The sequence below is a fragment of the Oceaniserpentilla sp. 4NH20-0058 genome (assembly GCF_040371755.1).
Taxonomy (GTDB): Bacteria; Pseudomonadota; Gammaproteobacteria; order Pseudomonadales; family Oceanobacteraceae; genus Bermanella.
Genome location: NZ_BAABWE010000006.1, coordinates 12206 through 33317 on the forward strand (window position 1 = coordinate 12206; position 21112 = coordinate 33317).

Consider the following 21112-nt stretch of genomic DNA (forward strand, 5'->3'; position numbering starts at 1 on the left):
TCAGGTAGGGGAGGGCTAGGGCAATGTCCATACCCTCAATAATATGAGAGTATGGCACAGATGGGCTTTATGCTTTGGCTATAATATCCTTAATCTCAGGTACACAACTCCCGCAATTTGTCCCAGCTTTTAATTGAGTTCCAATTTCCGCTGGGGTTTTACACCCTCCTTTTGCAGCCTTAGCAATTGTGTTTTCACCTACACTAAAGCACGCACATACGATGCGACCTATGTCTTCACCGGCGGGTGCAAAGCCGCTTAAAAGGGCTTGTCGAGCTCGGTCATTTAAGGTGTCTTTGCTAAATTGCAGGGCTAACCATGTACGTTGAGGAAGGTTTTGGTCGGGGCCAATCATGGCAACGGCTTCTAATCCACCTTGCTTATTCAGTATGGCTAAGCGGTATACGCCGGACGTACTGTCTAAATAAGTAATGGGTTCTAGGTTTTGCTCAATCACTGCTTGTTCGTTTTCAAACCCTAGCCAGTTCAGTAGAGATAGGGTTGGATCATTTAATGATTCTGAATGGGCCAGTTCATAGCGGGAGTGTTGATTCCCCTTGCTGCTCACTACATAGTCGGTATTAGGCCATGGGATGGTTGCTTTGCTTAGAATAAACCCATGCCATTGCGTGGGCATGGCGCTGACTTTTACGGGGGTGTGTTTGCTTTCGGGTTGACCGCTGTACGGGTCCACTTCTGGGTTCACGGTTGCATTAATGCGACCTGTTTTCGATAGCACACCTGTCCAGTGCATAGGCGCAAACACATTTTCAGGTTTCACCGCATCTGTAATAACTAAGCGCCCGATCATGTGTCCCCATTGGCTTTGCACCTGAACCAACTGTTGTTCGCTTAATTTTAATTGCGCTGCGGTCATGGGGTGCATTTCAACAAAGGGTTCGCTGATATGTTGATTTAATTGTGCCGCCAAACCTGTGCGGGTCATGGTATGCCATTGATCGCGAATACGCCCTGTATTTAAACGTAATGGGTAAGCGTAGCTGACTTTGTTTTTAGGTAGTTGAGGGTGCAAGGCAAGCATTCTCGCTTTGCGATTAGGCGTAAAGAATCCGCCATCAGCAAAGAAGCGGGCCTTACCATTTGGGTTTTCGCTATTCAGTGGCCATTGGAATGGCTGTAAGTTGTCGTATTCTTCTTGCGTGATATTTTGCAATTTAGAAATATCAAAATCACGTAATTTATATTCACTTGAGTTTTCAAAGCCGGAAAGGGCTGCGTATTCTTTGAAAATGTCGGTGCCCGTTGTGTAGTTAAACGCTTGCTCAAACCCCATGCGTTTGGCCACTTCACTGATGATCCACCAATCCGGTTTGGTATTGCCCGCTAAGGGAAGTAAACCACGCTGGCGGCTGATGCGGCGTTCACTGTTGGTGACGGTGCCGTCTTTTTCGCTCCAAGGGGCGGCGGGTAATTTAACATGAGCCAAGCGCATGGTGTCGGTATCGGCAATGTTGTCACTGACTACAACTAATTCGCATTTTTTTAATGCGCGTTTCACTTGATCTGCATTAGGTAAACTGACCGCTGGATTGGTGGCCATGATCCAAACTGCTTTTACTTTGCCCGTTTCAATGGCGTTGAATAAATCCACAGCCATATAGCCATTTTTAGTGGCCATGTTTGGCGCATTCCAAAATCGTTGTACGCGATCAATATTGCTTTCATTAAAATCCATGTGACAGGCTAGGGTGTTGGCAAGACCGCCTACTTCTCGGCCACCCATGGCATTGGGTTGACCAGTTATGGAAAACGGTCCCATACCTTCTTTACCTATTCGCCCAGTGGCAAGGTGGCAGTTTAATATGCTGTTGACCTTATCTGTGCCCGAGGTGGATTGATTGACTCCTTGGCTATACAAGCTGACGCTTTTTTCAGTGTCACTAAACCAATTATAAAATTGAGTTAGATCGTCAGGACTGACACCCAAAATGGTACTTAAATTTTGAATATCACTTGAGCTTTTTTCGGCTTGCTCAAGTGCGGCCTCAAGCCCATCACAGTGTTGCTCTACGTATTCGTGATTAATTTTATTGTGCTGATGTAAATGATTTAACAGACCGTTAAATAACCAAACGTCTGAACCTAAGTTAATGGGTAAATGTAAATCAGCAATGTCACAAGTTTGCGTGCGACGGGGGTCGATCACCACTACTTTTACATTGGGGTTGGCTTCTTTATAGGCTTTGATGCGCTGAAATAAAACCGGGTGGCACCAAGCGGTATTGCTGCCCACCAAGGTAATGAGTTCGGCTTTTTCAAAGTCTTCATAGCAACCGGGTACGGTATCTAAACCAAATGCACGTTTGTGCCCCACCACAGAAGACGACATACATAGGCGGCTGTTGGTGTCGATATTGGCGCTACCAATGTAGCCTTTCATTAATTTGTTTGCAGCGTAATAGTCTTCAGTGAGTAGCTGACCTGACACATAAAATGCAACGGAGTCTGGGCCGTGTTCTTCTATGATTTTTTTGAAACCTTGCGCAACGGTATCTAAGGCGTTATCCCAAGTAGCGATTTGATTATTAATGTGCGGTTCTAATAGGCGCTCATTTAAACCGACGGTGTGACCCAGTGCGCTGCCTTTTGAGCACAAGCGACCGTGATTAGCAGGGTGGTTTGTAAGGCCTTGAATTTCAACTTGACGAGTGGTGTGATTGATTTTTGCTTCAATACCACAACCCACTCCGCAGTAAGCGCAAGTCGTCGAAACTGTGGTTTGTTCATCAGCTGATGAGGAGGTAATCATTTCCATTAGTGCTCACCTTGCTGAAATTTCGCTTGTTCTTCACATAGTGCTCGGCCAAACATTAGGTATGGGCGAATTTCAGTTAAATCTGTTTTGTTATCTAACAGCTCGTTATAGAAGCTGCCTTCAGCGGTTTCACCGTACATGACGGCACCAATTATTCGGTTGTTTTCAATGACTAACTTTTTGTATATTTGTTTTTGCTTATCTCGATAATATAGGAATTCACTCTTTTCGGTGCCCAAAAAGTTGCCTACCGAAAATAAGTTAATGCCAGTTACTTTTAATTTAGTGGCCGTGGGCAGGCTTTGAAATTGTGCTACGCCATGTTCACTAAAATGATTGGCCAGTACATTGGCTTGATCATAAAGCGGGGCAACTAAACCAAATGTGCCGCCGCGGTGTTGAATACATTCACCTAGTGCATAAATACTTGGGTCGTAAGTTTGTAATGTGTCAGATACAACAATGCCTTTTTCGCAGTATATGCCTGCTTCTTGCGCCAGTTGTATGTTGGGGCGAATACCTATGGCCATGATAACTAAATCCGTTTCTAGTGCGGAGCCATCTTCAAATACGATGGATGTTACATCACCTTGCGGATTACCTAAAATGGCTTTGGTATTAGCATTCATTTTAAAGGATAAGCCTCTCGAAGAGAGTTCTTCTGTAAGCAGCTGGCCTGCTTCTTGATCGAGCTGGCGGTTTAATGGTACGGCGTTATTGTGTACAACGGTTACATCCATGCCTCGTCCGCTTAATCCCATGGCGGCTTCTAAACCTAATAAGCCTGCACCAATAACCACCGCTTTACGCTTGGTTTTGGTGGCTGAAATCATTTTTTCCACGTCACTGATATCGCGAAAACTCATGACGCCGTTTAGTTGGTTGCCTTCGATGGGTAATATAAAAGGTTTTGAACCGGTGGCGATAATGAGTTTGTCGTAAGGCGCTTGTGTGCCATCTTTTGCGATAACGGTTTTATGAATGCGATTAATTTCTACGACGGCTTTTTCTTCACCAGCATGTAGCGTAATGCCATTGTCTTGATACCACTGTCGATCAAAAATCATGATTTCAGTTAATGATTTTTCCCCCGCTAGTAATGGGGATAACATGATGCGGTTGTAGTTGCCATAGGGCTCATTGCCAAATACCGTGATGTTATATTGCTCAGGGCATGATTTCATCAGCTCTTCAAGCAATTTGGCTCCGGCCATGCCATTGCCGATTAATACTAAATTGGCTTTCATATGCTCACTTTAATATGTGTGACAGCTGAGTATAGCAAACCTCATACCGTAACTTTTAGTTCTATTTATTTACTTCATATATTGTGAAACAGAGGTTATTAGACACAATACAAATTTAATAAGGGTGAAGATGTTAACGTAACCTACCAAGTATCAGATAAAAAAAGGGGCCATCGTCTTAGGCGTACGATGGCCCAAAGGGTCTCTATCTTAAGCGATGCTTAATTTTACGGTTTACCCAAAGGGCTTTGGTAAAATGCCACATTGTTTAAGTCGGTGGTGTGGCTGTTAAACAGCCACCAGTACGCGATTACCTTCTACCTTAGTTGGGTAGGCAGTTACGCTGACTGTTTCATCTTCTAAGCACTCGCCTGTGTCTAGGCAGTAGTGCTGTTTGTATAGGGGGCTGGCCACGGTTAAGCGGCCTTTGATATCACTGATTAAGCCACGGCTTAGCACGTTGGCTTTACCGATAGGATCAAAGTTGCTGATGGCAAATACAGTGCCTGAGGCAGCAGGGCGAAAAATCGCCACTTGCTGGTCATTGATTAAAGCACATACACCAGTATCTAGGTTGATGTCATTTAGGGCGCATACGTCGATATAATTACTCATGATCAATCCTTAGCTGATGGCGATTAAGTTTTCTTTTTTCATTCGCTCTTCTTCAGTAGCAGGGCGAAGTTGTCCACGTTCTTTCACATATTGCAGATTCTCATCGGTTTTATCTGCATTGATGAAGTGGCTAAAGCGTTTTAGTTTTTCTGGTGATTCAATGGTGGTTTTCCACTCGCACTGGTAAGTACCTACAACCGCATTCATTTGTGATTCAAGCTCTTCAGCCATGCCTAGGCTGTCTTCAAGTACTACTTCTTTCAGGTAGTCTAAGCCGCCTTCAAGGTTATCCATCCATACACTGGTACGTTGTAAGCGGTCGGCGGTTTTCACATAGAACATTAAGAAGCGATCGATGTATTTCACCAAGGTTTCTTTATCTAAATCTATTGCTAATAGGTCTGTGTGACGAGGCTTCATACCACCGTTACCGCACACATATAAGTTCCAACCTTTTTCGGTGGCGATCACACCCACGTCTTTCGATTGAGCTTCGGCGCATTCACGGGTACAACCAGAGACCGCAAATTTTATTTTATGCGGCGCACGTAAACCCTTGTAGCGGTTTTCTAATTCAATGGCCAAGCCAACGGAGTCATCAACACCAAAACGACACCAAGTTGAGCCCACGCACGATTTAACGGTACGCAATGATTTACCATAGGCGTGTCCCGTTTCAAAACCAGCATCGATTAAACGCTTCCAGATATCCGGTAGTTGATGAAGCTGAGCACCAAACATATCCACACGCTGACCGCCGGTTAATTTGGTGTATAAGCCGTAATCTTTTGCAATTTGACCAATGGTGATTAAACCTTCTGGTGTAACTTCACCACCAGCCATACGCGGCACCACAGAGTAAGTACCATCTTTTTGCATGTTACCTAGGAAGATGTCATTGGTGTCTTGTAGACCAATGTTTTTATCGGCTAGAACGTATTCGTTATAAACAGAGGCGAAGATGGAGCCGGCAAGTGGCTTACAAATTTCACAACCATGACCTTTACCGTGTTTTTCCAATAGTTCCGCAAACGATTGAATGCCTTCGATGCGAATAATGTTGTATAGGTCCTGACGGGTGTAAGCAAAGTGTTCACAGATGTCTGTGTTGACTTCTACACCAAGGTTAGTCAGCTCGGCGTTCATAACCTGTGTCACAAGAGCGGTACAACCACCACATGCCGTTGCTGCTGCGGTGGCGGCTTTTACATCCCCTATGGTTTGTGCGCCGTCTTGTACGCTGCAACAAATAGCCCCTTTTGATACGTCGTTACATGAACAAATTTGCGCTGTATCTGGTAAGGCATCCACACCTAATGTTGGTTTTTCTGCACCATCCAGAGAAGGCAGGATCAGAGCTTCTGGCGTTTTTGGTAATTCAATTTTATTTAGTGCTAGTTGTAGAAGGTTGCCGTAATCCTCAGCATCGCCAATCATGACGGCACCTAACAGGTGTTTTTTGTCTTCGCTTACTACGATTTTTTTATAAACTTGGTTTACTTCATCTGTGTAGGCGTAGCTAAGAGCCCCTTTAGTGCGTGCATGGCAATCACCGATGGAGGCTACATCTACACCCATTAATTTTAGTTTGGTGCTCATGTCAGCACCTTCAAAAGTAGCATCGCCACTTTGAGATAAGTGCTGCGCAGCCACTTTAGCCATGTTGTAACCTGGTGCTACTAGGCCGTAGATCATGCCACCCCATAATGCACACTCACCAATTGCGTAGATGTTTTCATCAGAGGTTTGGCAGTGGTTATTAATTTGAATACCACCACGAGGACCAAGTTCAATATCACAGCGACGAGCAATGGCATCTTGAGGACGAATACCGGCGCTGAATAAAATCAAATCGGTTTCTAGGCTTTCACCATCGGCAAATTCCATTTTATGTTTGTGGCTGTCGCCGTCGGTGATGTTTTGTGTGTTTTTGTTGGTATGCACACGCACACCTAATTCTTGGATTTTGGTTTTTAGCAGGTTGCCACCGGCTTCGTCTACTTGTACAGCCATTAGGCGAGGGGCAAATTCTACAACGTGAGTTTCTAGACCTAAGTCTTTCAGTGCTTTTGCTGCTTCTAAGCCGAGAAGACCACCACCTACAACCACACCCACTTTAGAGCCTTTAGCGCCGGCTGTGATGGCTTCTAAATCTTCGATTGTTCTGTATACCAGACAGTTTTCACGCTCATGGCCGGGTACAGGCGGCACAAACGGATAAGAACCCGTTGCTAAGATTAATTTGTCGTAGCTTAGGATTTCACCTTTTTCAGTAGTAACGGTTTTGCCTTGACGGTCAATGTGTTCGGCTTTGCTATTTAGTTTAATGTTGATGTTGTTTTGCTCAAAGAACCCTTCGCTTACTAAGCTTAAGTCTTCGGCTGCTTTACCTGAGAAATAAGATGATAAGTACACTCGGTCATAAGCAGGACGAGGCTCTTCACAAAGAACAGTGATGTCATAATTTTGAGCCTGTTCTAAATCAACTAAACTTTCTAAAAATTTGTGGCCCACCATGCCGTTACCAATCACGATGAGGTTTTGTTTGTTAGTCATTTCTCTCTCCAAGCCGTATTTATGTGGCGGGCTAAGTTTTGTAATTTGTTTTTATTTAGCAATGCTCGTGCCAATAGCTTATCTTGTTGATTTATAAGGGTTTTATCTGGATTTGGTACAAATACCACGCACCGGATTGAAGATATTAGATGTTTGTGTTCTGCGGTGGTGCATGTGGTGTGATTGCGTCTGCTTTTTTGTGGTGCGCACGGGCGCGCCTAGATCATGGGGTTAGGTGAGGGTGTTGATTTAGGTGCATCTGAGTTTTTTACAATAATGAGCGCACAAGCCCATTGAATTAACTGGATTTTATACTTGTGCCCATATTCTATTAGAGCGCCGTAATGTCGTTTAATTGAGCTAGAAACTCCTCGGGGTAGGTAATGACGAAAATGATATTGATAATATGCTTGTGTTAATTGATGCATAACCATTCAAAATCATTGTAAGGTGCGTCTACCTATTTTTACCCCTTGGAATATTTACTTAGTGTACTAATAGTGGATTAGCTTGCTGACTTTAGCTTTTTGTTTTTATCTATCTCCTCATACAGTGCCGTAATATCATTCATTTGTTTGAGAATACTTTCGGTTGTCATAGAGATAACTAAGGGTGTGCTATTGCCTTTATCTAAAATCTTAAAACCTTGCTTTGAAAAATTCCACTGAGTCGAAACCTTTCTCAATTTGTGGTTTACAAAGTGCGTGTTATCAGGGCTGTGAATTAATTCTTCTAATGCAATGTCAAATTCGTGAATGGCTTGTTTTAGGCCGGAATCATAGCGGGCCACATTACCAGAAAGGCTAATTGCACTGTAAAGCTTGGCTATGCGTTGACTCAACATGCGTTGACGACCAGAAATGTTCACCCAGCGAGCACTGTCTCGCTCTGCGGTTTTTTCCAGCTCTTTTACCAATGCTTCACAGGCGGCTAATGTATTATCACTTAATACGAGAATATTTTCAGCGGTGAACTCATTAGAGTTTTTATTAAGTTCAGATTTGTATTGGTACCACTGAATCTCTATGCCTTTAAGAGTTGCTTCAACTTCGGCTGGAGAGCCAAGATGTATTGATGAGAATTCTGTTAAATCTTTTAAGTTATTTTCAAACTTATTAAAGCTTGCAATAAATTGTGCGTGGGCTTTTTCAGGTTGGATATCCATGGCTTTCAATAAATACGCTTTAGCCATACGTTGGCTGAGCATACGCAGTCGACCAGATTCGTTAATAGCTTGAGATAAGCTGTTGATTTCAGCAAAGCTTGGAATGGAAAAACTGCTAGCGATTAATGCGATGATTAAAATGAAGCTTTTCATTCTAATATCCTTTTAAATGATTTGGAAAAGGTACTGCTTTTTAGTGAAGAGTGGCGCAAGGCGCCACTCTCATTTCAATGTTACCGCGTTAGGTTCTAGAATTTAGCTGTGGCGGTTAGCCATACTTTGGTTGTATCAACTTTTGGCTTTGCAAGGTTTTCAGCAAAATCACTTGCAATATAGTGGGCTACTTTTAAGCTGGCACCATATTGACCAAACTTTTTAGCTGCCACAAAACCAAACTCATTACCTAATGGGTCACTGCCTTCAACAGAAGTGAAGTTATGATATTGCCCAACTAATTTCACACCTGATACTTTAGTTACAGCAGAAGCGTAAAGGTTTTGAATGCCGTTATTACCTGCACCAGTTAGGAAAGTGTCAGACCAACCATAGAATTTGTGGTTAGTACCTAGGGGTGTACCAAATGCAGCGGCACCATCATCGCTACCGAATGTTTCGATACCTATAGTGGCTTTTATATCTGCAATCTTTTTAGAGCCTGCAATATGGTAGTACAGAGATGAGAAGTCACCACCTGCGGCTGTGGTTTTATTTTGTGTTGCCAGTTCCGCTTCATATCCAAAACCTGAAGCTTTACCTACAGCTCGAATACCAAAAGTATCCAAATCTACGCCTGTGTTGGTTGCACCAGTAGCAGCATTGTAAACATCATCAATACCGTAATAGTAAGCAGTAGCGGCTAGATCATCGCTCACTTTGTATTTTGCATTTAATAAACTTATAGATTCTTCAGTGTTTGCATTTGTGATGAAGTTGCGGTTATTAGCAATTGCAGCAAAAATTATTAAGTTTTCTATAGATGTATTTTTGATCGAAACTGCATCAAAAGTTGCTTCATCTTGACGGAAGCCGACACCACCAACGTGACGCTGGTTATCTAAAAGAATACGCTGATTACCCAGTTTAACGGTAGAGTCAAAACCATTGTATTGTGCATATGCTTGGTTAAATTGTGTGGTTTCTTGGTCTAGAACTACGTTGTATTCAGTGTTTCCGTTTTCTTTGTCGTCAAAGTCATCTGTAATGTGAAATACGTTATCCCCTTCGATGACTACCGATACGCCAGCGTATTCGCCTGATTTAAAAGTAAGGCGAGATTTTAGAGTATTAGCAAGAGCAGCGTCTTTTGCGTTATCTAAGTCTGCTGACTCCGTACGGAAGCGGAAGTTTAAATCAACAGATGAGCCTTTTACGATGTCGTCAAAGCTTTCTGCGTGAACACTTACACTTGAGCTAAGGGCAAGGGCCGCAATGCTAGAAGCAAGTAGAGTCTTTTTCATTTTTAGTTACCTGTATTATTAATGTGAGTTTTAAATTAATAGTGTGTGAGTTTTTAAAAATATTTTTTGCATCAATATCCCTATAGAGCAACGCATATGCCAAGTTGGCGTTTTTTCATAAGAACTTATAAAAAATGTTGTCATGCACAATTGTGATTCAAAAATGATTCGCCTTTTGAGTGGACTCTTCATGGTGGTGCAAAAAAAACGGATTTCTGTGGGGCTAAAAGAGGGCGAAGATTGAAAATCCCATGTATTTTTGGTGCGCGTCGAGTGCACTATGTAGGTTCATTAAAGTTTTAAATGGTGCTCGGTTCTGGGGTTTTTTGGATTGTTTTTAAGGTTTTCAGAATAATGAGTGCACTTTAATTGTGTGTTTTAGGTTTTTTTAGGTGTTTTGGGGTCAAATTGCACATTTTTTAATGAAAATGCTGTTTTGGCATGAAGACTGCTCTAAGGGTGAATTAAATCAATTAATGAGTTTATTTTAGGAGCAGTACTATGTCGGACGTAGGTTTAAATATATTAAAGGTGAAAGAGCCTAAAATAAAAATGTTACATGTGAGTTGGTTTGCCTTCTTTTTAACATTTGTTGTGTGGTTCAACCATGCGCCTTTAATTGGGTTCATTAAGGAAGCATTCGATCTAACCACGCAAGAGGTGAAAGCTCTTCTTATATTAAATGTGGCATTAACCATTCCTGCTCGAATCGTGATTGGTATGTTGGTGGATAAGTTTGGCCCTCGTCATGTTTATTCGGGCTTATTGTTTGCTACTGGCATATTGTGTACGGCGTTTGCGTTATCACAAACCTATGAGCAACTTGCTTTATTCCGCTTTTTAATGGGTTTTGTTGGCGCTGGCTTTGTAATTGGTATTCGCTTAGTTGGTGAGTGGTTCCCAGCTAAAGAGGTGGGTGTTGCTGAAGGCATATATGGTGGCTGGGGTAACTTTGGTTCAGCGGCTTCTGCTATGTTGTTACCGACCGTTGCTTTAATGTTTGGTGGTGAAGACGGATGGCGTTATGCGTTAATGTCAACAGCGCTGATTGCTTTTGTGTATGGTTTTGTATTCTTTAAAGTGGCACGTAATACACCAAAAGGTTCTACATACTTTAAGCCTAAGAAGTCTGGTGGTTTACAAGTAAGCAATAAAAAAGACCTGTATTTCTATTTAGCCATGAATATTCCAATGTATATCGCATTAGCGGTATTAACTTGGAAATTGTCGCCTACAAATCTAGGTCTTTTATCTGATTTCGCTGTGAATTTCATTTATGTTGGGTTAGTGGTGTTGTTTTTTGTGCAAACCAAACAAATCTTTAACGCGAATAAAGAGCACCTAGCAGAACCTGTTCCTGAGATTCAGCAGTATAAATTCAAGCAAGTGGCGATTCTGCAGTTAGCTTATTTTGTGACATTTGGTTCTGAACTGGCGGTTGTGTCTATGTTACCGCTTTACTTCTTAGAGACGTTTGAAGGTCTTTCTGCTGTTACAGCTGGTTTATTAGCCTCTGGTTTTGCTTTCATGAATTTAGCCGCTCGCCCAGGTGGTGGTTGGTTAAGTGATAAGTTTGGTCGTCGTAAAACACTTTCTATTCTAATTTGTGGTCTAACCGTAGGCTATTTAGTGTTAAGCCAAATTGAAGGTACTTGGTGGATTCCGCTCGCGGTTATTGCCACTATGTGTTGTTCTTTCTTTGTGCAAGCCGGTGAAGGTGCCGTATTTGCTATGGTGCCTTTAGTTAAGCGCAGCATGACAGGGCAAATAGCCGGTATGACGGGTGCTTATGGTAACGTTGGTGCGGTAATCTTTTTAACGGTATTGTCGTTCGTTGATTACAGTACGTTCTTCATTGTGATTGCGTGTTGTGCCGCTGTGTGTTTTGTTGCTGTTCAGTTTATTGAAGAGCCAAAAGGGCATGTAGCTGAAGTAAATGAAGATGGCACAGTTGAGTTAATCCAAGTAGGCCATTAATACTTTAGCCAATTGGCATTGATTGTTTTTTTAGTGAAGAGCTTTGATACCACACCGTTGCAAGTAGGGTATTAAAGCTCTTTATTTTTTTATAAAGTGTTATTTGAATTGATTGTTTTTGAGGTCTTCATGCATTTAGAAGCACAGCTTGTACTATCCGTAGGCCAACATAGTTGCGCGGGGGCAAAAGACATTAATGAAGATTGCATTGGTTTACGTATACCTGATCAACCAGCATTAACTTTTAAAGGTGCGGTGGCTGTGATTGCAGACGGTGTTAGTGCGGCAGAGGCGGGTAAAGAAGCCAGCGAAATGTGTGTGCGAAACTTCATCAGTGACTATTATGCAACACCTGATGCTTGGTCAGTAAAAACAGCTGGGCAGAAAATTGTATTGGCCCTGAACCGCTGGTTAGTAGGGCAAAGCCAGATTAAAGGCCATGTTAGTACATTAAGTGCATTGATTTTAAAATCCCAAACGGCTTCGATCTTCCATATTGGTGATACTCGGATTTATCGTTTAAGAAAAGGTAAATTTGAATGTCTAACTACCGATCATTCAATCAGTATAAATAGCGATACAGTTTATCTTTCCCGCTCCATGGGAATGGATAACCATCTTGAAATGGATTTTCAACAATTTGAACTAGAGCAAGAGGATGTTTTTTTCTTAAGTTCTGATGGTGTTCATGATTTTGTGCCTCATAAAAATATTCAACAGGAGCTTGCTTCAAGCAAAGATTATGATGCGAGTTGTAAAAAATTAACAGAGCAAGCATTGGCCGCAGGTAGTAATGATAATTTAAGTTGCCAGATTGTGCGTGTTGATCAATTGCCAGATGCTAACAATCAAGAGGTTTATAAAAAGCTAAGTGATATGCCGTTTCCTCCACCCCTAGAAATAGGCCAGTCATTGGATGGATTGACGGTTATTAAAAGTTTACATGCCAGTTCACGAAGTCAGGTGTACTTGGTAAAAGATGATGCAGGTAAGCGTTTTGTACTTAAGACACCGTCCGTTAATTTTGAGGATGATCCTGCCTACATCGAACGTTTTGTCATGGAGCAATGGATTGGTAAACGGGTAGATAGTCCTTATGTGGTTAAAATGGTAGAGCCCGTACATAAAACAGCACTGTATACGTTACTTGAATATGTTAATGGAATGACCTTAGAGCAATGGATAAGAGAGAACCCTAAACCAGACATAAGTGAAGTGATACGTCTTGCGGAACTGATCAGTCGAGGAATTAGAGCGTTACATAGGAAAGACATTCTACATCAAGATATTAAACCGGATAATATTTTGTTAGATCGTGATGGGGTGCCAAAATTAATTGATTTTGGCTCCTGTTATGCTGCCGGTATAGAAGAGATTGATACGCCATTTGAGCGTGAAGAAGCATTGGGTACGGCAGTTTATAGCGCCCCTGAAACACGTTTTAGGATGCGAAAAACAAAGCGTTCAGATATGTTTAGTTTAGCGGTGGTTGTGTATGAAATGCTGACCGGTAGGCTGCCATTTGGCGAGCAATTAGAAAACTTAGTGGATCAACGAAAAATTTCCAGTTTAAATTATCAGCCTGCCACCCAGTATAATCCGATGATACCCATGTGGATGGATCAAGCACTGCGAGTGGCGTTATCCCCTCAGCCTGAATTACGACAAGATGCGTTGTCTGAATTTGTTTTTGATTTACAAAAGCCCAATAGTAAGTATAAAAATAAAGAGTTCATTCCATTGTCGAAAAGAAACCCTGTCCAGTTTTGGCAAGGGTTAGCGATTGCACAAGGGTTAGCGATACTTGGGTTGTTGTATTATTTTTTGAAATAACGGCAGGTATAAAAAAACTAGGCAGTTTATTCACTGCCTAGTTTTTATTGGAGTAAAATTACGGTTTGTAAATGATTTTTACAGAACCATCTACCGCACCTTCATCAATGTAACCAATGATATTTGGGTTGCTAGCCACCATGTTTTTCACCTCTGCATCACCACCCACCACTTGAGGGGCTTGACCTTTACCGGTAAAAATCAAACGAGACCAATAGGATTTTAGCTGGGCTTCTGATTTCTTCACCACATTGGTATAAAAATCATTACGTGCAGACGTGCCTTCATTTTGATCAATAGGTACGACAGACACGCCGCCTAAATCTTTCTTTTTACCTAAAAAAGCTTTCACCACATCACTTTCGCCGGATGCTGAAATGGGACTGCTACTGCCAACCACCACGACTGGGCCAGCTTGAGTGACGGCGTATAGGCTCATTAAGGTTAGAGTAGCTAGAAATTTAATTGATAAATGTTTCATCGTCTATCCCCCCTTAAAATACAGTATCAATAGTGAAGCTTAAGAAATTTACTTTTCCATCTGTTGGGAAGGAATCGAACTCACCAATGGTATCGCCAGTGTCCACCATGTCGTATTGAACTTTTATCGCGATACCCGGTTGGTACTCCCAACGTATACCGATTGCGGTTCGATCTTGGTCGACATTCAGAGCAGCAGCTGCGCCTGCATTAAAGCCATTGATGATACTAGTATCAACTGCTGGAAGGCCGGTTGGGCTGGTATTGAAAGAACTTACTGCGCGTTTTTCATCGTCGGTTGTTTCTTGATGGGCAAATGTGACGTAAGGCATTAAATTACCAATGCGGTACCCCCCCATAACATAGTAACCGTCTTGGTCGGCGAAAAAGCCATCTAGTGTCAAAGTGTTGTATTCTGCAATGGCGAGGATCGTGCCGTTATCATACATAGCTGCCAAGCCTGCAAAAGTGCCTTTGAAAGTGCCATTAACGGTTTCGCCATCAAGGTCAGTCAGAGCTAACACGTCATTTAATCCAGTGGGAACAGGCGCTCCACCATACGCAGGGTTGGTCGTCGCATCGTATAGCGAGTTATATAGAGTAGTACCTTCAATTAATGTTAAAAACGCTTGGGAATAACCCGCGCGTAAGGTGAGTTCGCCATCGGAGATACTGCCATTAAAAGCTATAAGATCATTTGATATGGCGGTGTCGGTAATGGCGCGACCATATTGGAATTGGCCAGAACCGTACCAGTCCCCAAACTCAAAGTCGTAAGATAAATCCACGGCCTCATAGTTGGCAGATTCTTCAAGTACGCCATATACCTCTACTGGTGGCTGGGTCCAAGGCAAGGCGTAACCTACGTCAAAGAACTCCGACAATAAATAGTTAGGCTTTCTTAAACGGCCAATTTTACCGGTAAAGCCATCACCAAAGTCATGTTTTAAATAGAGCCATTCCGCAGTGGTATCGAACTCATTTTCACCACGAGATACTAATTGGGTTATGACAGAGGTATCTGATGACATATTGAATGTCATTTGAATTCCCGCTTTTGTATAGCGGCGAAAATTGGGTTGATCTGTGATGCCTCTATGGTAAGAGTCTTCGGAGTCGGATTGCACAATACCAAAGCTGGCAAATCCATTGATTCGGAATTTTTGATTTTGTTCAGAGATGCGTTTATTCATCTGTTGAACTTGTGTATTTAGCTGTTCTAACGTGATCGCTTGCGTGGGCAGGGAAGCTATCACTAGCAAGGGAAGTGCTGCACAAGCAACGGATTTGATCGCCATAATTGCATCCTATTATTGTGTTAATTCGCTGCCCATTTAGGGCTTGGGACATATATTAGGTTTAGCATATATTCAAAAATGTGCTGGAAAGCGGTTAAAACCTTGGGCAATTCACCGAAAACAGATCAAAAAAGGATTAAAATACGGACTCGATTGGTAACTTAGACCCAAAAAGTAAGCTCAACTATAAGGTTATCTACCAATTCTATGGCCTTTGGTTTTAAATAGGCTCACTAAAATAAGGCAATGAATAAATCTATGCATATTCACATTCTTGGTATTTGTGGCACATTTATGGGGTCTTTAGCTCAATTGGCGGTGAGTCAAGGGCATCGGGTGACAGGCTCAGACCAAAATGTGTATCCACCTATGAGTACGCAGCTAGAAAATGCTGGCATTGAAATAATGCAAGGGTTTGAGGTGGAACATCTTGAGCCTAAGCCGGACTTAGTCGTTATTGGTAACGCAATGAGTCGTGGCAATGTGGCGGTAGAATATGTATTGAATCAGCAAATTCCTTATACCTCTGGCCCAGCTTATTTATCTGAATATGTACTTAAAAATAAGTGGGTAATGGCGGTGGCAGGTACCCATGGTAAAACCACAACCACTAGTATGCTCACATGGGTTCTCGAAGATTGCGGTTTTGAGCCGGGTTTTTTAATTGGTGGAGTACCTAAGAATTTTGGAGTGTCAGCGCGGTTAGGTAAAAGCGACTTTTTTATAGTGGAAGCGGATGAATACGATAGTGCCTTTTTTGATAAGCGTTCAAAATTTGTCCATTACCATGGGCGAACCGTTATTCTGAATAATCTCGAATTCGATCATGCTGATATTTTTAACGACATAGAAGCCATCAAAACTCAGTTTCATCATTTAGTGAGAACGATTCCAAGTGAAGGGCAGATTATTTATCCCGTGGAGGAGCAATATATTCAACAGACCCTTGATCAGGGTTGCTGGACGCCCACTGTTCAAATTGGCAAGGATTGGAGTTATCAGTTAGTTGACCCTTCAGGGTCGCATTTTAACGTCATGCAAAATGGCCAGCATGTAGGTGAGGTGACTTGGTCACAAACAGGCTTACACAATGTAAAAAATGCACTTGCTTGTATCGCCGCGGCTTATCATGTGGGCATTCTACCTAAAGATTCAATTTCTGCGCTTAACCGCTTTTTAGGTGTTAAACGCCGTATGGAACTAGTGTGCAGTGTCAATGGTATAGAGGTCTATGATGACTTTGCTCACCATCCAACGGCCATTGCCAGTACGTTAGCCGGGGCAAAGAATTCAGGTAAATACAATCATATATGGGCAGTAGTAGAGCCACGTTCAAATACCATGCGTATGGGGGTGCATAAACAAGCGCTACCCTCGGCGGTGGCAGATGCAAGCAGCAGTATATGGTTTCAGCCAAAGGGTTTAGATTGGGATATGCAGCCTGTTATTGATGTCTGTCAGCAAAATTCTCAAGATGCCCTATTAATCGATGAAGTAGACGCTATAATTGCCCACCTAGTTCACAATGCCAAACAAGGTGATGCGATTGTTTTGATGAGTAATGGCGGTTTTGCAGGTATTCATCAGCAATTAGTAAGTGCATTAAAGGATAAGTATGGGGTTTGAAGGATCACAAAATCAGCCTGTAACCCTTGCTATTACAGGGGCATCGGGTGCGCCCTATGCACTAAGACTATTACAGTGTTTAGTGGCTGAACAACGCACGGTTTATGTGATGGTTAGCCAAGCAGCCCAAGTGGTGTTTGCCACAGAATCAGCCCATAAGTTACCTGCATCACCTGAAAAACTACAAACGTATTTAACACAAACCTTTGGCGCAGATGAAGGGCAAATACAGGTATTTGGTCGAGAGCAATGGTTTGCACCTGTTGCCAGCGGTTCTGGTCGTAAAGGCCCAATGATCGTATGCCCCTGCTCTACAGGTACATTAAGCGCAATCGCCACAGGGGCTAGTAATAACCTGATTGAGCGCGCGGCGGATGTGGCCATTAAAGAAAAACGCTCATTAATTTTAGTATTGCGAGAAACACCGTTTAGCCCAATACACCTAGAGAATATGCTAAAGCTGGCCAACATGGGGGTTACCATAATGCCAGCCAGCCCTGGCTTTTATCATAATCCTTTAAGTATTGAAGACTTGGTGGATTTCATGGTGGCGCGAATGCTAAACCATTTAGGCATAGAACAAACATTGTTACCCTTATGGGGTGAAAAAATAGACTGCTGATTTATCGAAATATTAGGCAGTTATAAATGAGTATTGGAGACGTAATGAAGTTGTCAGAAAGAGACATTAAAGTAGCCATTGTAAGCGGAATCATCGCTATGATTATCTCTGTTGTTGCACTGGACTATAAAGGCTATATTTATCACTCTTCGCCAGCAGATAAGAATGTAATCGATCGTTTTAAGCTACTGTCGTTGGATGTAAACAGTACCACCGAGGTATCGCCTAAATCGTCTAATAAAGAAGCATTCTGTGTGGATGGTTATTTATTAATCCGCCCAGAAAAGAATAATTCAGGAAAAACCGTAGCAGGTGTATTGGTTGATGAGAAAAACAGGGGTATTCCTTGTTCTCGAGACCTACCATCGCCTGGCCAATAATAGTCAACGAAGTAGACCGATGAATGGACTTATCGTTTGTTGAATATATATAAAAATGACGCCTACAATGTATGGGCGTTGAAGGATGAAACCAAAGATCGCTTATGAATAGCAATAATAATGACGAGCACATTCAAAAACTTGAACGAGAAATCTGGTTGTTCGAACAATGGCTTGTGAGCCTTGATGGCCAATCAGGTGATACTCAAAATAGAATCCGACATGCATATCGTGAATGTATTACGGCTAGAAAGCTTGAGTTAGCCAAATTACAATCCAGCTCAATTGTGCCAACTAATACGACTACCCAAACCACTAAAGCCCGTTACTGATGACTTATTGAAATGCTTGGAAAAACTGCCCTGCATTCATCATTAACAGTCATTCTACAATGAGTTAATTTACCTTAAGCCTAGTGTGTTTTAACACACTAGACTCATTAGTTATTGCCTGAAATTACGTCACTAGATAAAGATAGCGACTGTGGTGGTTTATGGATTGCAATATTTTTTACACAAGCAGTTTCAAGAAAAAGCTTTTGAAACGTTTAAAGTTTTTTTTGTTTTATCAGTAAACTAACAGCTATGGCGATTAAACTCATGACGGTCAAAATGAGTAAGGCTTGCCAGCTAAACAACCATTTTAAATCTAAATTTTCACCTAAATAATAACTGGGCAATGTAAATATTAATCCCCATGCGATGGCTGAGAGGCCGTTCAATAATAAAAAATGCTGGGTATTCATTTTCATCATACCTGCAATCATGGGGATAAAAGGACGTATGGGGCCGATAAAACGTCCTAAAAAAATACTTTTACCACCGTGGCGATGAAAAAAATATTCGCCGTCTGTAATCCAGCTTGGATGTTTCGAAAATGGCCATATAGCCGTTAAGTAGGGCTGGCAGTACCTGCCAAAACCAAAACTTAATACATCCCCAATAAACGCGCCGCTTATGGCACATAACAGAAACCAAATAATAGGGGTATTCACATTACCAGCTAAAACGCTAATGGCGGTAATTAAGCCGACACCGGGAACAATAATACCGACTACGGCTAAAGATTCGCACATAGCTACTAAAAAAACGCTGAATAATAAATATTCTGGATTTTGGTTTAAAAAAGATAATGAATCTTCAAACATATAATTAATTAAAAGACATTAGGCGCAAGGCCGTTTGCTGTTGTTTGTGAACAAAGCCGCTGGCTCGATTTAAAAAACTTTCGGCTGTCTCGTTATGATTTAAGCTGGCAAGACCTGCGTTTAATTGAAGGTCGCCAACATCTCCCCAGTTGTCCTCACTTAGTAGCTTTATTAAGCGATCTTTTATAATGATGCCTCCTTCTAAAGAGCAGTTTGGTAATAAAATATAAAAAGATCCTTGTCCGTTATGAAAGATTTCATCTCCTGCACGTAACAAGACAATCAGTTTATATCGGAAGTTTTTTAATAATTTTCCTCCCATATTTTTGCCGTGTATATCTTGAATTTGTTGAAAATCGTCAATTGTTACTGCCAGCATTGAAAGTCTTCTGTTGGTGGCCTCACTGCGAGCAATTTCTTGTTTGAGTTTATGAGTTAAATAACGTTCATTGTAAGCACCAGATTGATAATCAGTGACGGCAAGCTTTAATAGATTTTTTTGTTTTAAATTATTTACATAGGCATAGCATAATGAACACATGCCAATCAAAATATAAATACATGAAAAACGAAGTGTTTCAAATATTTCTAATAATAAAAAAAGTTGATAAATAGTGCATAACATGACGCTAACATTAAGTAGAAATGCCCAGCTAATTGGTAGTGCAAAATAGCTGATCATAGGAAATAAATAGATCCAATGCATGGTAAGTTCAGTGTTGAAAAACAACTGATATTGCATCAATAAGGCAATAGCGGTTAATGATAATAAGTTGATATATTTGTTTAGTGAACGCTCCTGATTCAAATGTAAAAAAGCAGAGGTCAGTAATAAAATGACGGTGGTGGTGAGTTGAATTAACAGAATATTCAAGTGGCCAAAGTAGTAGTGACTAATACATAAAATTCCCATAGCGCAGGCGAGAAGAATATACAACAAGCTTTGAGCGGGCTCTTTTTCCATGCTGATATCAAACATAAGTCAGCTCCTGTTGTGCTTGTAGTATTAAAGTTTCTTCAGTGTCGCCAACATTTAAACTGGCTAAGCCAACTTCTACTTTCCCTTGTAGTGAGGGCGGCATCTCAGACACCATAAACTTAACTTTTGTAAGAGCATCATCGGTATTGGCATGAGGCATGATAATCGCGAATTGATCCTTGTTTAATCGATAATATTGATCAAAAAGCCTAAGCTGGCTAGCAATGGCATTGGCACATTGCATGATGATATCTGACGGCAAACCTCTATTGTGTTTTTGAAATTTTAAATACACTAAAAGTAACCCCGTGCCTTCTCGTTCGGCTCGGTTAATCTCTTTCTTTAGAGCGGGCCTTAAAAAGCTTTCCAATTGCGCTCCGGTAGTTTCATCGCTGCTAATGAGTGGCTCAAGTAATTGATTGGTTCTGGATTTAACCATGGCTAAAAATAAGGCAACGCAGCTAACCGCGGCAAAACTAAAAATCGATTGTGCTTGAATTAATGTGGGCCCGTATTGAATAAAGATATATATAGCGATAGGGGTGAAGGCTAAAACGCATAAAATGGCAGTACGTAAAGAAAACAAAAAGTAAGCGGCAATAGGAAAGAAATAAGTCCAATCAGTATGACTGCCCTGCATGTCAGCACTGAACAGAGAAAACGAAGCCAGAAGTACAAGAAATAACGCATCTGTTTGTGTGGTATTCGCATTAGCACTGCGAAATACCATGGAAATCCCATTAATCACTAGAACTAACGCTAATAAGCAGGTGAACAAGGCCACAATGGTTTGCCCTTCATAATAATTCACCAGAGCCATGGTGCATAAAATAATCGCACCAATTGAGCAAAATAAGATGCGGATGTGGTTCACCGTTAACATGGGCATATTGGTCGATCCTTGCTGGGTGTCGCCTTTTCAGGGAATTTTACTCAGTGTTACTCGATTAATAC

General features: G+C 41.7%; 17 protein-coding genes. 6 read left to right on the forward strand and 11 right to left on the reverse strand.

From position 1 onward, the window contains the following. Positions 1-67: 67 nt before the first annotated feature. The 6 genes from ABWV45_RS09135 to ABWV45_RS09160 all read right to left on the reverse strand — a co-directional run bounded on the left by ABWV45_RS09135 (position 68) and on the right by ABWV45_RS09160 (position 9816). Positions 68-2776, reverse strand: a complete 2709-nt coding sequence (locus tag ABWV45_RS09135; protein ID WP_353350880.1) for a nitrate reductase — start codon at positions 2774-2776, stop codon at positions 68-70. Next, positions 2776-4023 carry an NAD(P)/FAD-dependent oxidoreductase gene (locus ABWV45_RS09140; RefSeq protein WP_353350882.1) on the reverse strand — a complete coding sequence of 416 codons (1248 nt, stop codon included), beginning with the start codon at positions 4021-4023 and terminating at the stop codon, positions 2776-2778. The genes ABWV45_RS09135 and ABWV45_RS09140 overlap by 1 nt, the downstream gene beginning before the upstream one ends. A 288-nt stretch (positions 4024-4311) precedes the next feature. Next, positions 4312-4638 (reverse strand): nitrite reductase small subunit NirD, encoded by a 327-nt coding sequence (nirD, locus tag ABWV45_RS09145; protein ID WP_353350884.1) that lies wholly within the window; start codon positions 4636-4638, stop codon positions 4312-4314. A 9-nt stretch (positions 4639-4647) separates the two neighbouring features. Next, positions 4648-7194 carry a nitrite reductase large subunit NirB gene (nirB, locus tag ABWV45_RS09150; RefSeq protein WP_353350886.1) on the reverse strand — a complete coding sequence of 849 codons (2547 nt, stop codon included), beginning with the start codon at positions 7192-7194 and terminating at the stop codon, positions 4648-4650. 505 nt (positions 7195-7699) lie between these two features. Further along, entirely contained in the window at positions 7700-8512 is an 813-nt protein-coding gene (locus ABWV45_RS09155) for a type IV pili methyl-accepting chemotaxis transducer N-terminal domain-containing protein (RefSeq protein ID WP_353350888.1), read from the reverse strand. Between the two features lie 95 nt (positions 8513-8607). Continuing rightward, positions 8608-9816, reverse strand: a complete 1209-nt coding sequence (locus tag ABWV45_RS09160) for an alginate export family protein (RefSeq protein WP_353350890.1) — start codon at positions 9814-9816, stop codon at positions 8608-8610. A 501-nt stretch (positions 9817-10317) separates the two neighbouring features. Between ABWV45_RS09160 and ABWV45_RS09165 the strand changes: the two genes are divergently transcribed. Both ABWV45_RS09165 and ABWV45_RS09170 read left to right on the forward strand, forming a co-directional pair. After that, positions 10318-11793 carry a NarK family nitrate/nitrite MFS transporter gene (locus ABWV45_RS09165; protein WP_353350891.1) on the forward strand — a complete coding sequence of 492 codons (1476 nt, stop codon included), beginning with the start codon at positions 10318-10320 and terminating at the stop codon, positions 11791-11793. A 129-nt stretch (positions 11794-11922) separates the two neighbouring features. Further along, positions 11923-13626: a bifunctional protein-serine/threonine kinase/phosphatase gene (locus ABWV45_RS09170; RefSeq protein WP_353350892.1), complete on the forward strand. Its 1704-nt coding sequence runs from the start codon at positions 11923-11925 to the stop codon at positions 13624-13626. A gap of 58 nt (positions 13627-13684) precedes the next feature. Here the strand turns inward: ABWV45_RS09170 and ABWV45_RS09175 are convergent, their stop codons facing one another. Further along, positions 13685-14107 carry a type 2 periplasmic-binding domain-containing protein gene (locus ABWV45_RS09175; protein WP_353350894.1) on the reverse strand — a complete coding sequence of 141 codons (423 nt, stop codon included), beginning with the start codon at positions 14105-14107 and terminating at the stop codon, positions 13685-13687. 13 nt (positions 14108-14120) lie between these two features. Beyond that, positions 14121-15404: a hypothetical protein gene (locus ABWV45_RS09180; protein ID WP_353350896.1), complete on the reverse strand. Its 1284-nt coding sequence runs from the start codon at positions 15402-15404 to the stop codon at positions 14121-14123. Positions 15405-15662: 258 nt separating this feature from the next. Between ABWV45_RS09180 and mpl the strand changes: the two genes are divergently transcribed. From mpl to ABWV45_RS09200, 4 genes are all read left to right on the forward strand, one after another. After that, positions 15663-17030: a UDP-N-acetylmuramate:L-alanyl-gamma-D-glutamyl-meso-diaminopimelate ligase gene (gene mpl, locus ABWV45_RS09185; protein ID WP_353350898.1), complete on the forward strand. Its 1368-nt coding sequence runs from the start codon at positions 15663-15665 to the stop codon at positions 17028-17030. Then, positions 17020-17652 carry a flavin prenyltransferase UbiX gene (locus ABWV45_RS09190; RefSeq protein WP_353350900.1) on the forward strand — a complete coding sequence of 211 codons (633 nt, stop codon included), beginning with the start codon at positions 17020-17022 and terminating at the stop codon, positions 17650-17652. Before mpl ends, ABWV45_RS09190 begins: the two co-directional genes overlap by 11 nt. Before the next feature lie 44 nt (positions 17653-17696). Next, a complete protein-coding gene (locus ABWV45_RS09195) occupies positions 17697-18032 on the forward strand; it encodes a PA3694 family proteiin (RefSeq protein ID WP_353350901.1) in 336 nt (111 codons plus the stop codon). Between the two features lie 104 nt (positions 18033-18136). Beyond that, positions 18137-18364: a hypothetical protein gene (locus ABWV45_RS09200; RefSeq protein WP_353350903.1), complete on the forward strand. Its 228-nt coding sequence runs from the start codon at positions 18137-18139 to the stop codon at positions 18362-18364. Between the two features lie 215 nt (positions 18365-18579). On the opposite strand, the gene ABWV45_RS09205 is transcribed toward ABWV45_RS09200, so the two are convergent. The 3 genes from ABWV45_RS09205 to ABWV45_RS09215 are packed head-to-tail and all read right to left on the reverse strand — an operon-like array spanning position 18580 to position 21047. Continuing rightward, complete coding sequence (locus ABWV45_RS09205) at positions 18580-19179, reverse strand: DedA family protein (protein ID WP_353350904.1); 600 nt, start codon at positions 19177-19179, stop codon at positions 18580-18582. Positions 19180-19183: 4 nt separating this feature from the next. Continuing rightward, entirely contained in the window at positions 19184-20158 is a 975-nt protein-coding gene (locus ABWV45_RS09210; protein WP_353350906.1) for a GGDEF domain-containing protein, read from the reverse strand. Beyond that, a complete protein-coding gene (locus tag ABWV45_RS09215; RefSeq protein WP_353350908.1) occupies positions 20151-21047 on the reverse strand; it encodes a GGDEF domain-containing protein in 897 nt (298 codons plus the stop codon). The genes ABWV45_RS09210 and ABWV45_RS09215 overlap by 8 nt, the downstream gene beginning before the upstream one ends. Between the last annotated feature and the right edge of the window lie 65 nt (positions 21048-21112).

What these genes read in the sequence shown, in the direction of transcription:
- ABWV45_RS09155 (WP_353350888.1), bottom strand. Translation starts at nt 8,512, where the DNA reads ATGAAAAGCTTCATTTTAATCATCGCATTAATCGCTAGCAGTTTTTCC.
- ABWV45_RS09195 (WP_353350901.1), top strand. Translation starts at nt 17,697, where the DNA reads ATGAAGTTGTCAGAAAGAGACATTAAAGTAGCCATTGTAAGCGGAATC.
- ABWV45_RS09140 (WP_353350882.1), bottom strand. Translation starts at nt 4,023, where the DNA reads ATGAAAGCCAATTTAGTATTAATCGGCAATGGCATGGCCGGAGCCAAA.
- nirD (WP_353350884.1), bottom strand. Translation starts at nt 4,638, where the DNA reads ATGAGTAATTATATCGACGTATGCGCCCTAAATGACATCAACCTAGAT.
- ABWV45_RS09215 (WP_353350908.1), bottom strand. Translation starts at nt 21,047, where the DNA reads ATGCCCATGTTAACGGTGAACCACATCCGCATCTTATTTTGCTCAATT.
- ABWV45_RS09135 (WP_353350880.1), bottom strand. Translation starts at nt 2,776, where the DNA reads ATGGAAATGATTACCTCCTCATCAGCTGATGAACAAACCACAGTTTCG.
- ABWV45_RS09175 (WP_353350894.1), bottom strand. Translation starts at nt 14,107, where the DNA reads ATGAAACATTTATCAATTAAATTTCTAGCTACTCTAACCTTAATGAGC.
- ABWV45_RS09205 (WP_353350904.1), bottom strand. Translation starts at nt 19,179, where the DNA reads ATGTTTGAAGATTCATTATCTTTTTTAAACCAAAATCCAGAATATTTA.
- ABWV45_RS09210 (WP_353350906.1), bottom strand. Translation starts at nt 20,158, where the DNA reads ATGTTTGATATCAGCATGGAAAAAGAGCCCGCTCAAAGCTTGTTGTAT.
- ABWV45_RS09160 (WP_353350890.1), bottom strand. Translation starts at nt 9,816, where the DNA reads ATGAAAAAGACTCTACTTGCTTCTAGCATTGCGGCCCTTGCCCTTAGC.
- ABWV45_RS09165 (WP_353350891.1), top strand. Translation starts at nt 10,318, where the DNA reads ATGTCGGACGTAGGTTTAAATATATTAAAGGTGAAAGAGCCTAAAATA.
- ABWV45_RS09170 (WP_353350892.1), top strand. Translation starts at nt 11,923, where the DNA reads ATGCATTTAGAAGCACAGCTTGTACTATCCGTAGGCCAACATAGTTGC.
- ABWV45_RS09200 (WP_353350903.1), top strand. Translation starts at nt 18,137, where the DNA reads ATGAATAGCAATAATAATGACGAGCACATTCAAAAACTTGAACGAGAA.
- mpl (WP_353350898.1), top strand. Translation starts at nt 15,663, where the DNA reads ATGCATATTCACATTCTTGGTATTTGTGGCACATTTATGGGGTCTTTA.
- ABWV45_RS09190 (WP_353350900.1), top strand. Translation starts at nt 17,020, where the DNA reads ATGGGGTTTGAAGGATCACAAAATCAGCCTGTAACCCTTGCTATTACA.
- ABWV45_RS09180 (WP_353350896.1), bottom strand. Translation starts at nt 15,404, where the DNA reads ATGGCGATCAAATCCGTTGCTTGTGCAGCACTTCCCTTGCTAGTGATA.
- nirB (WP_353350886.1), bottom strand. Translation starts at nt 7,194, where the DNA reads ATGACTAACAAACAAAACCTCATCGTGATTGGTAACGGCATGGTGGGC.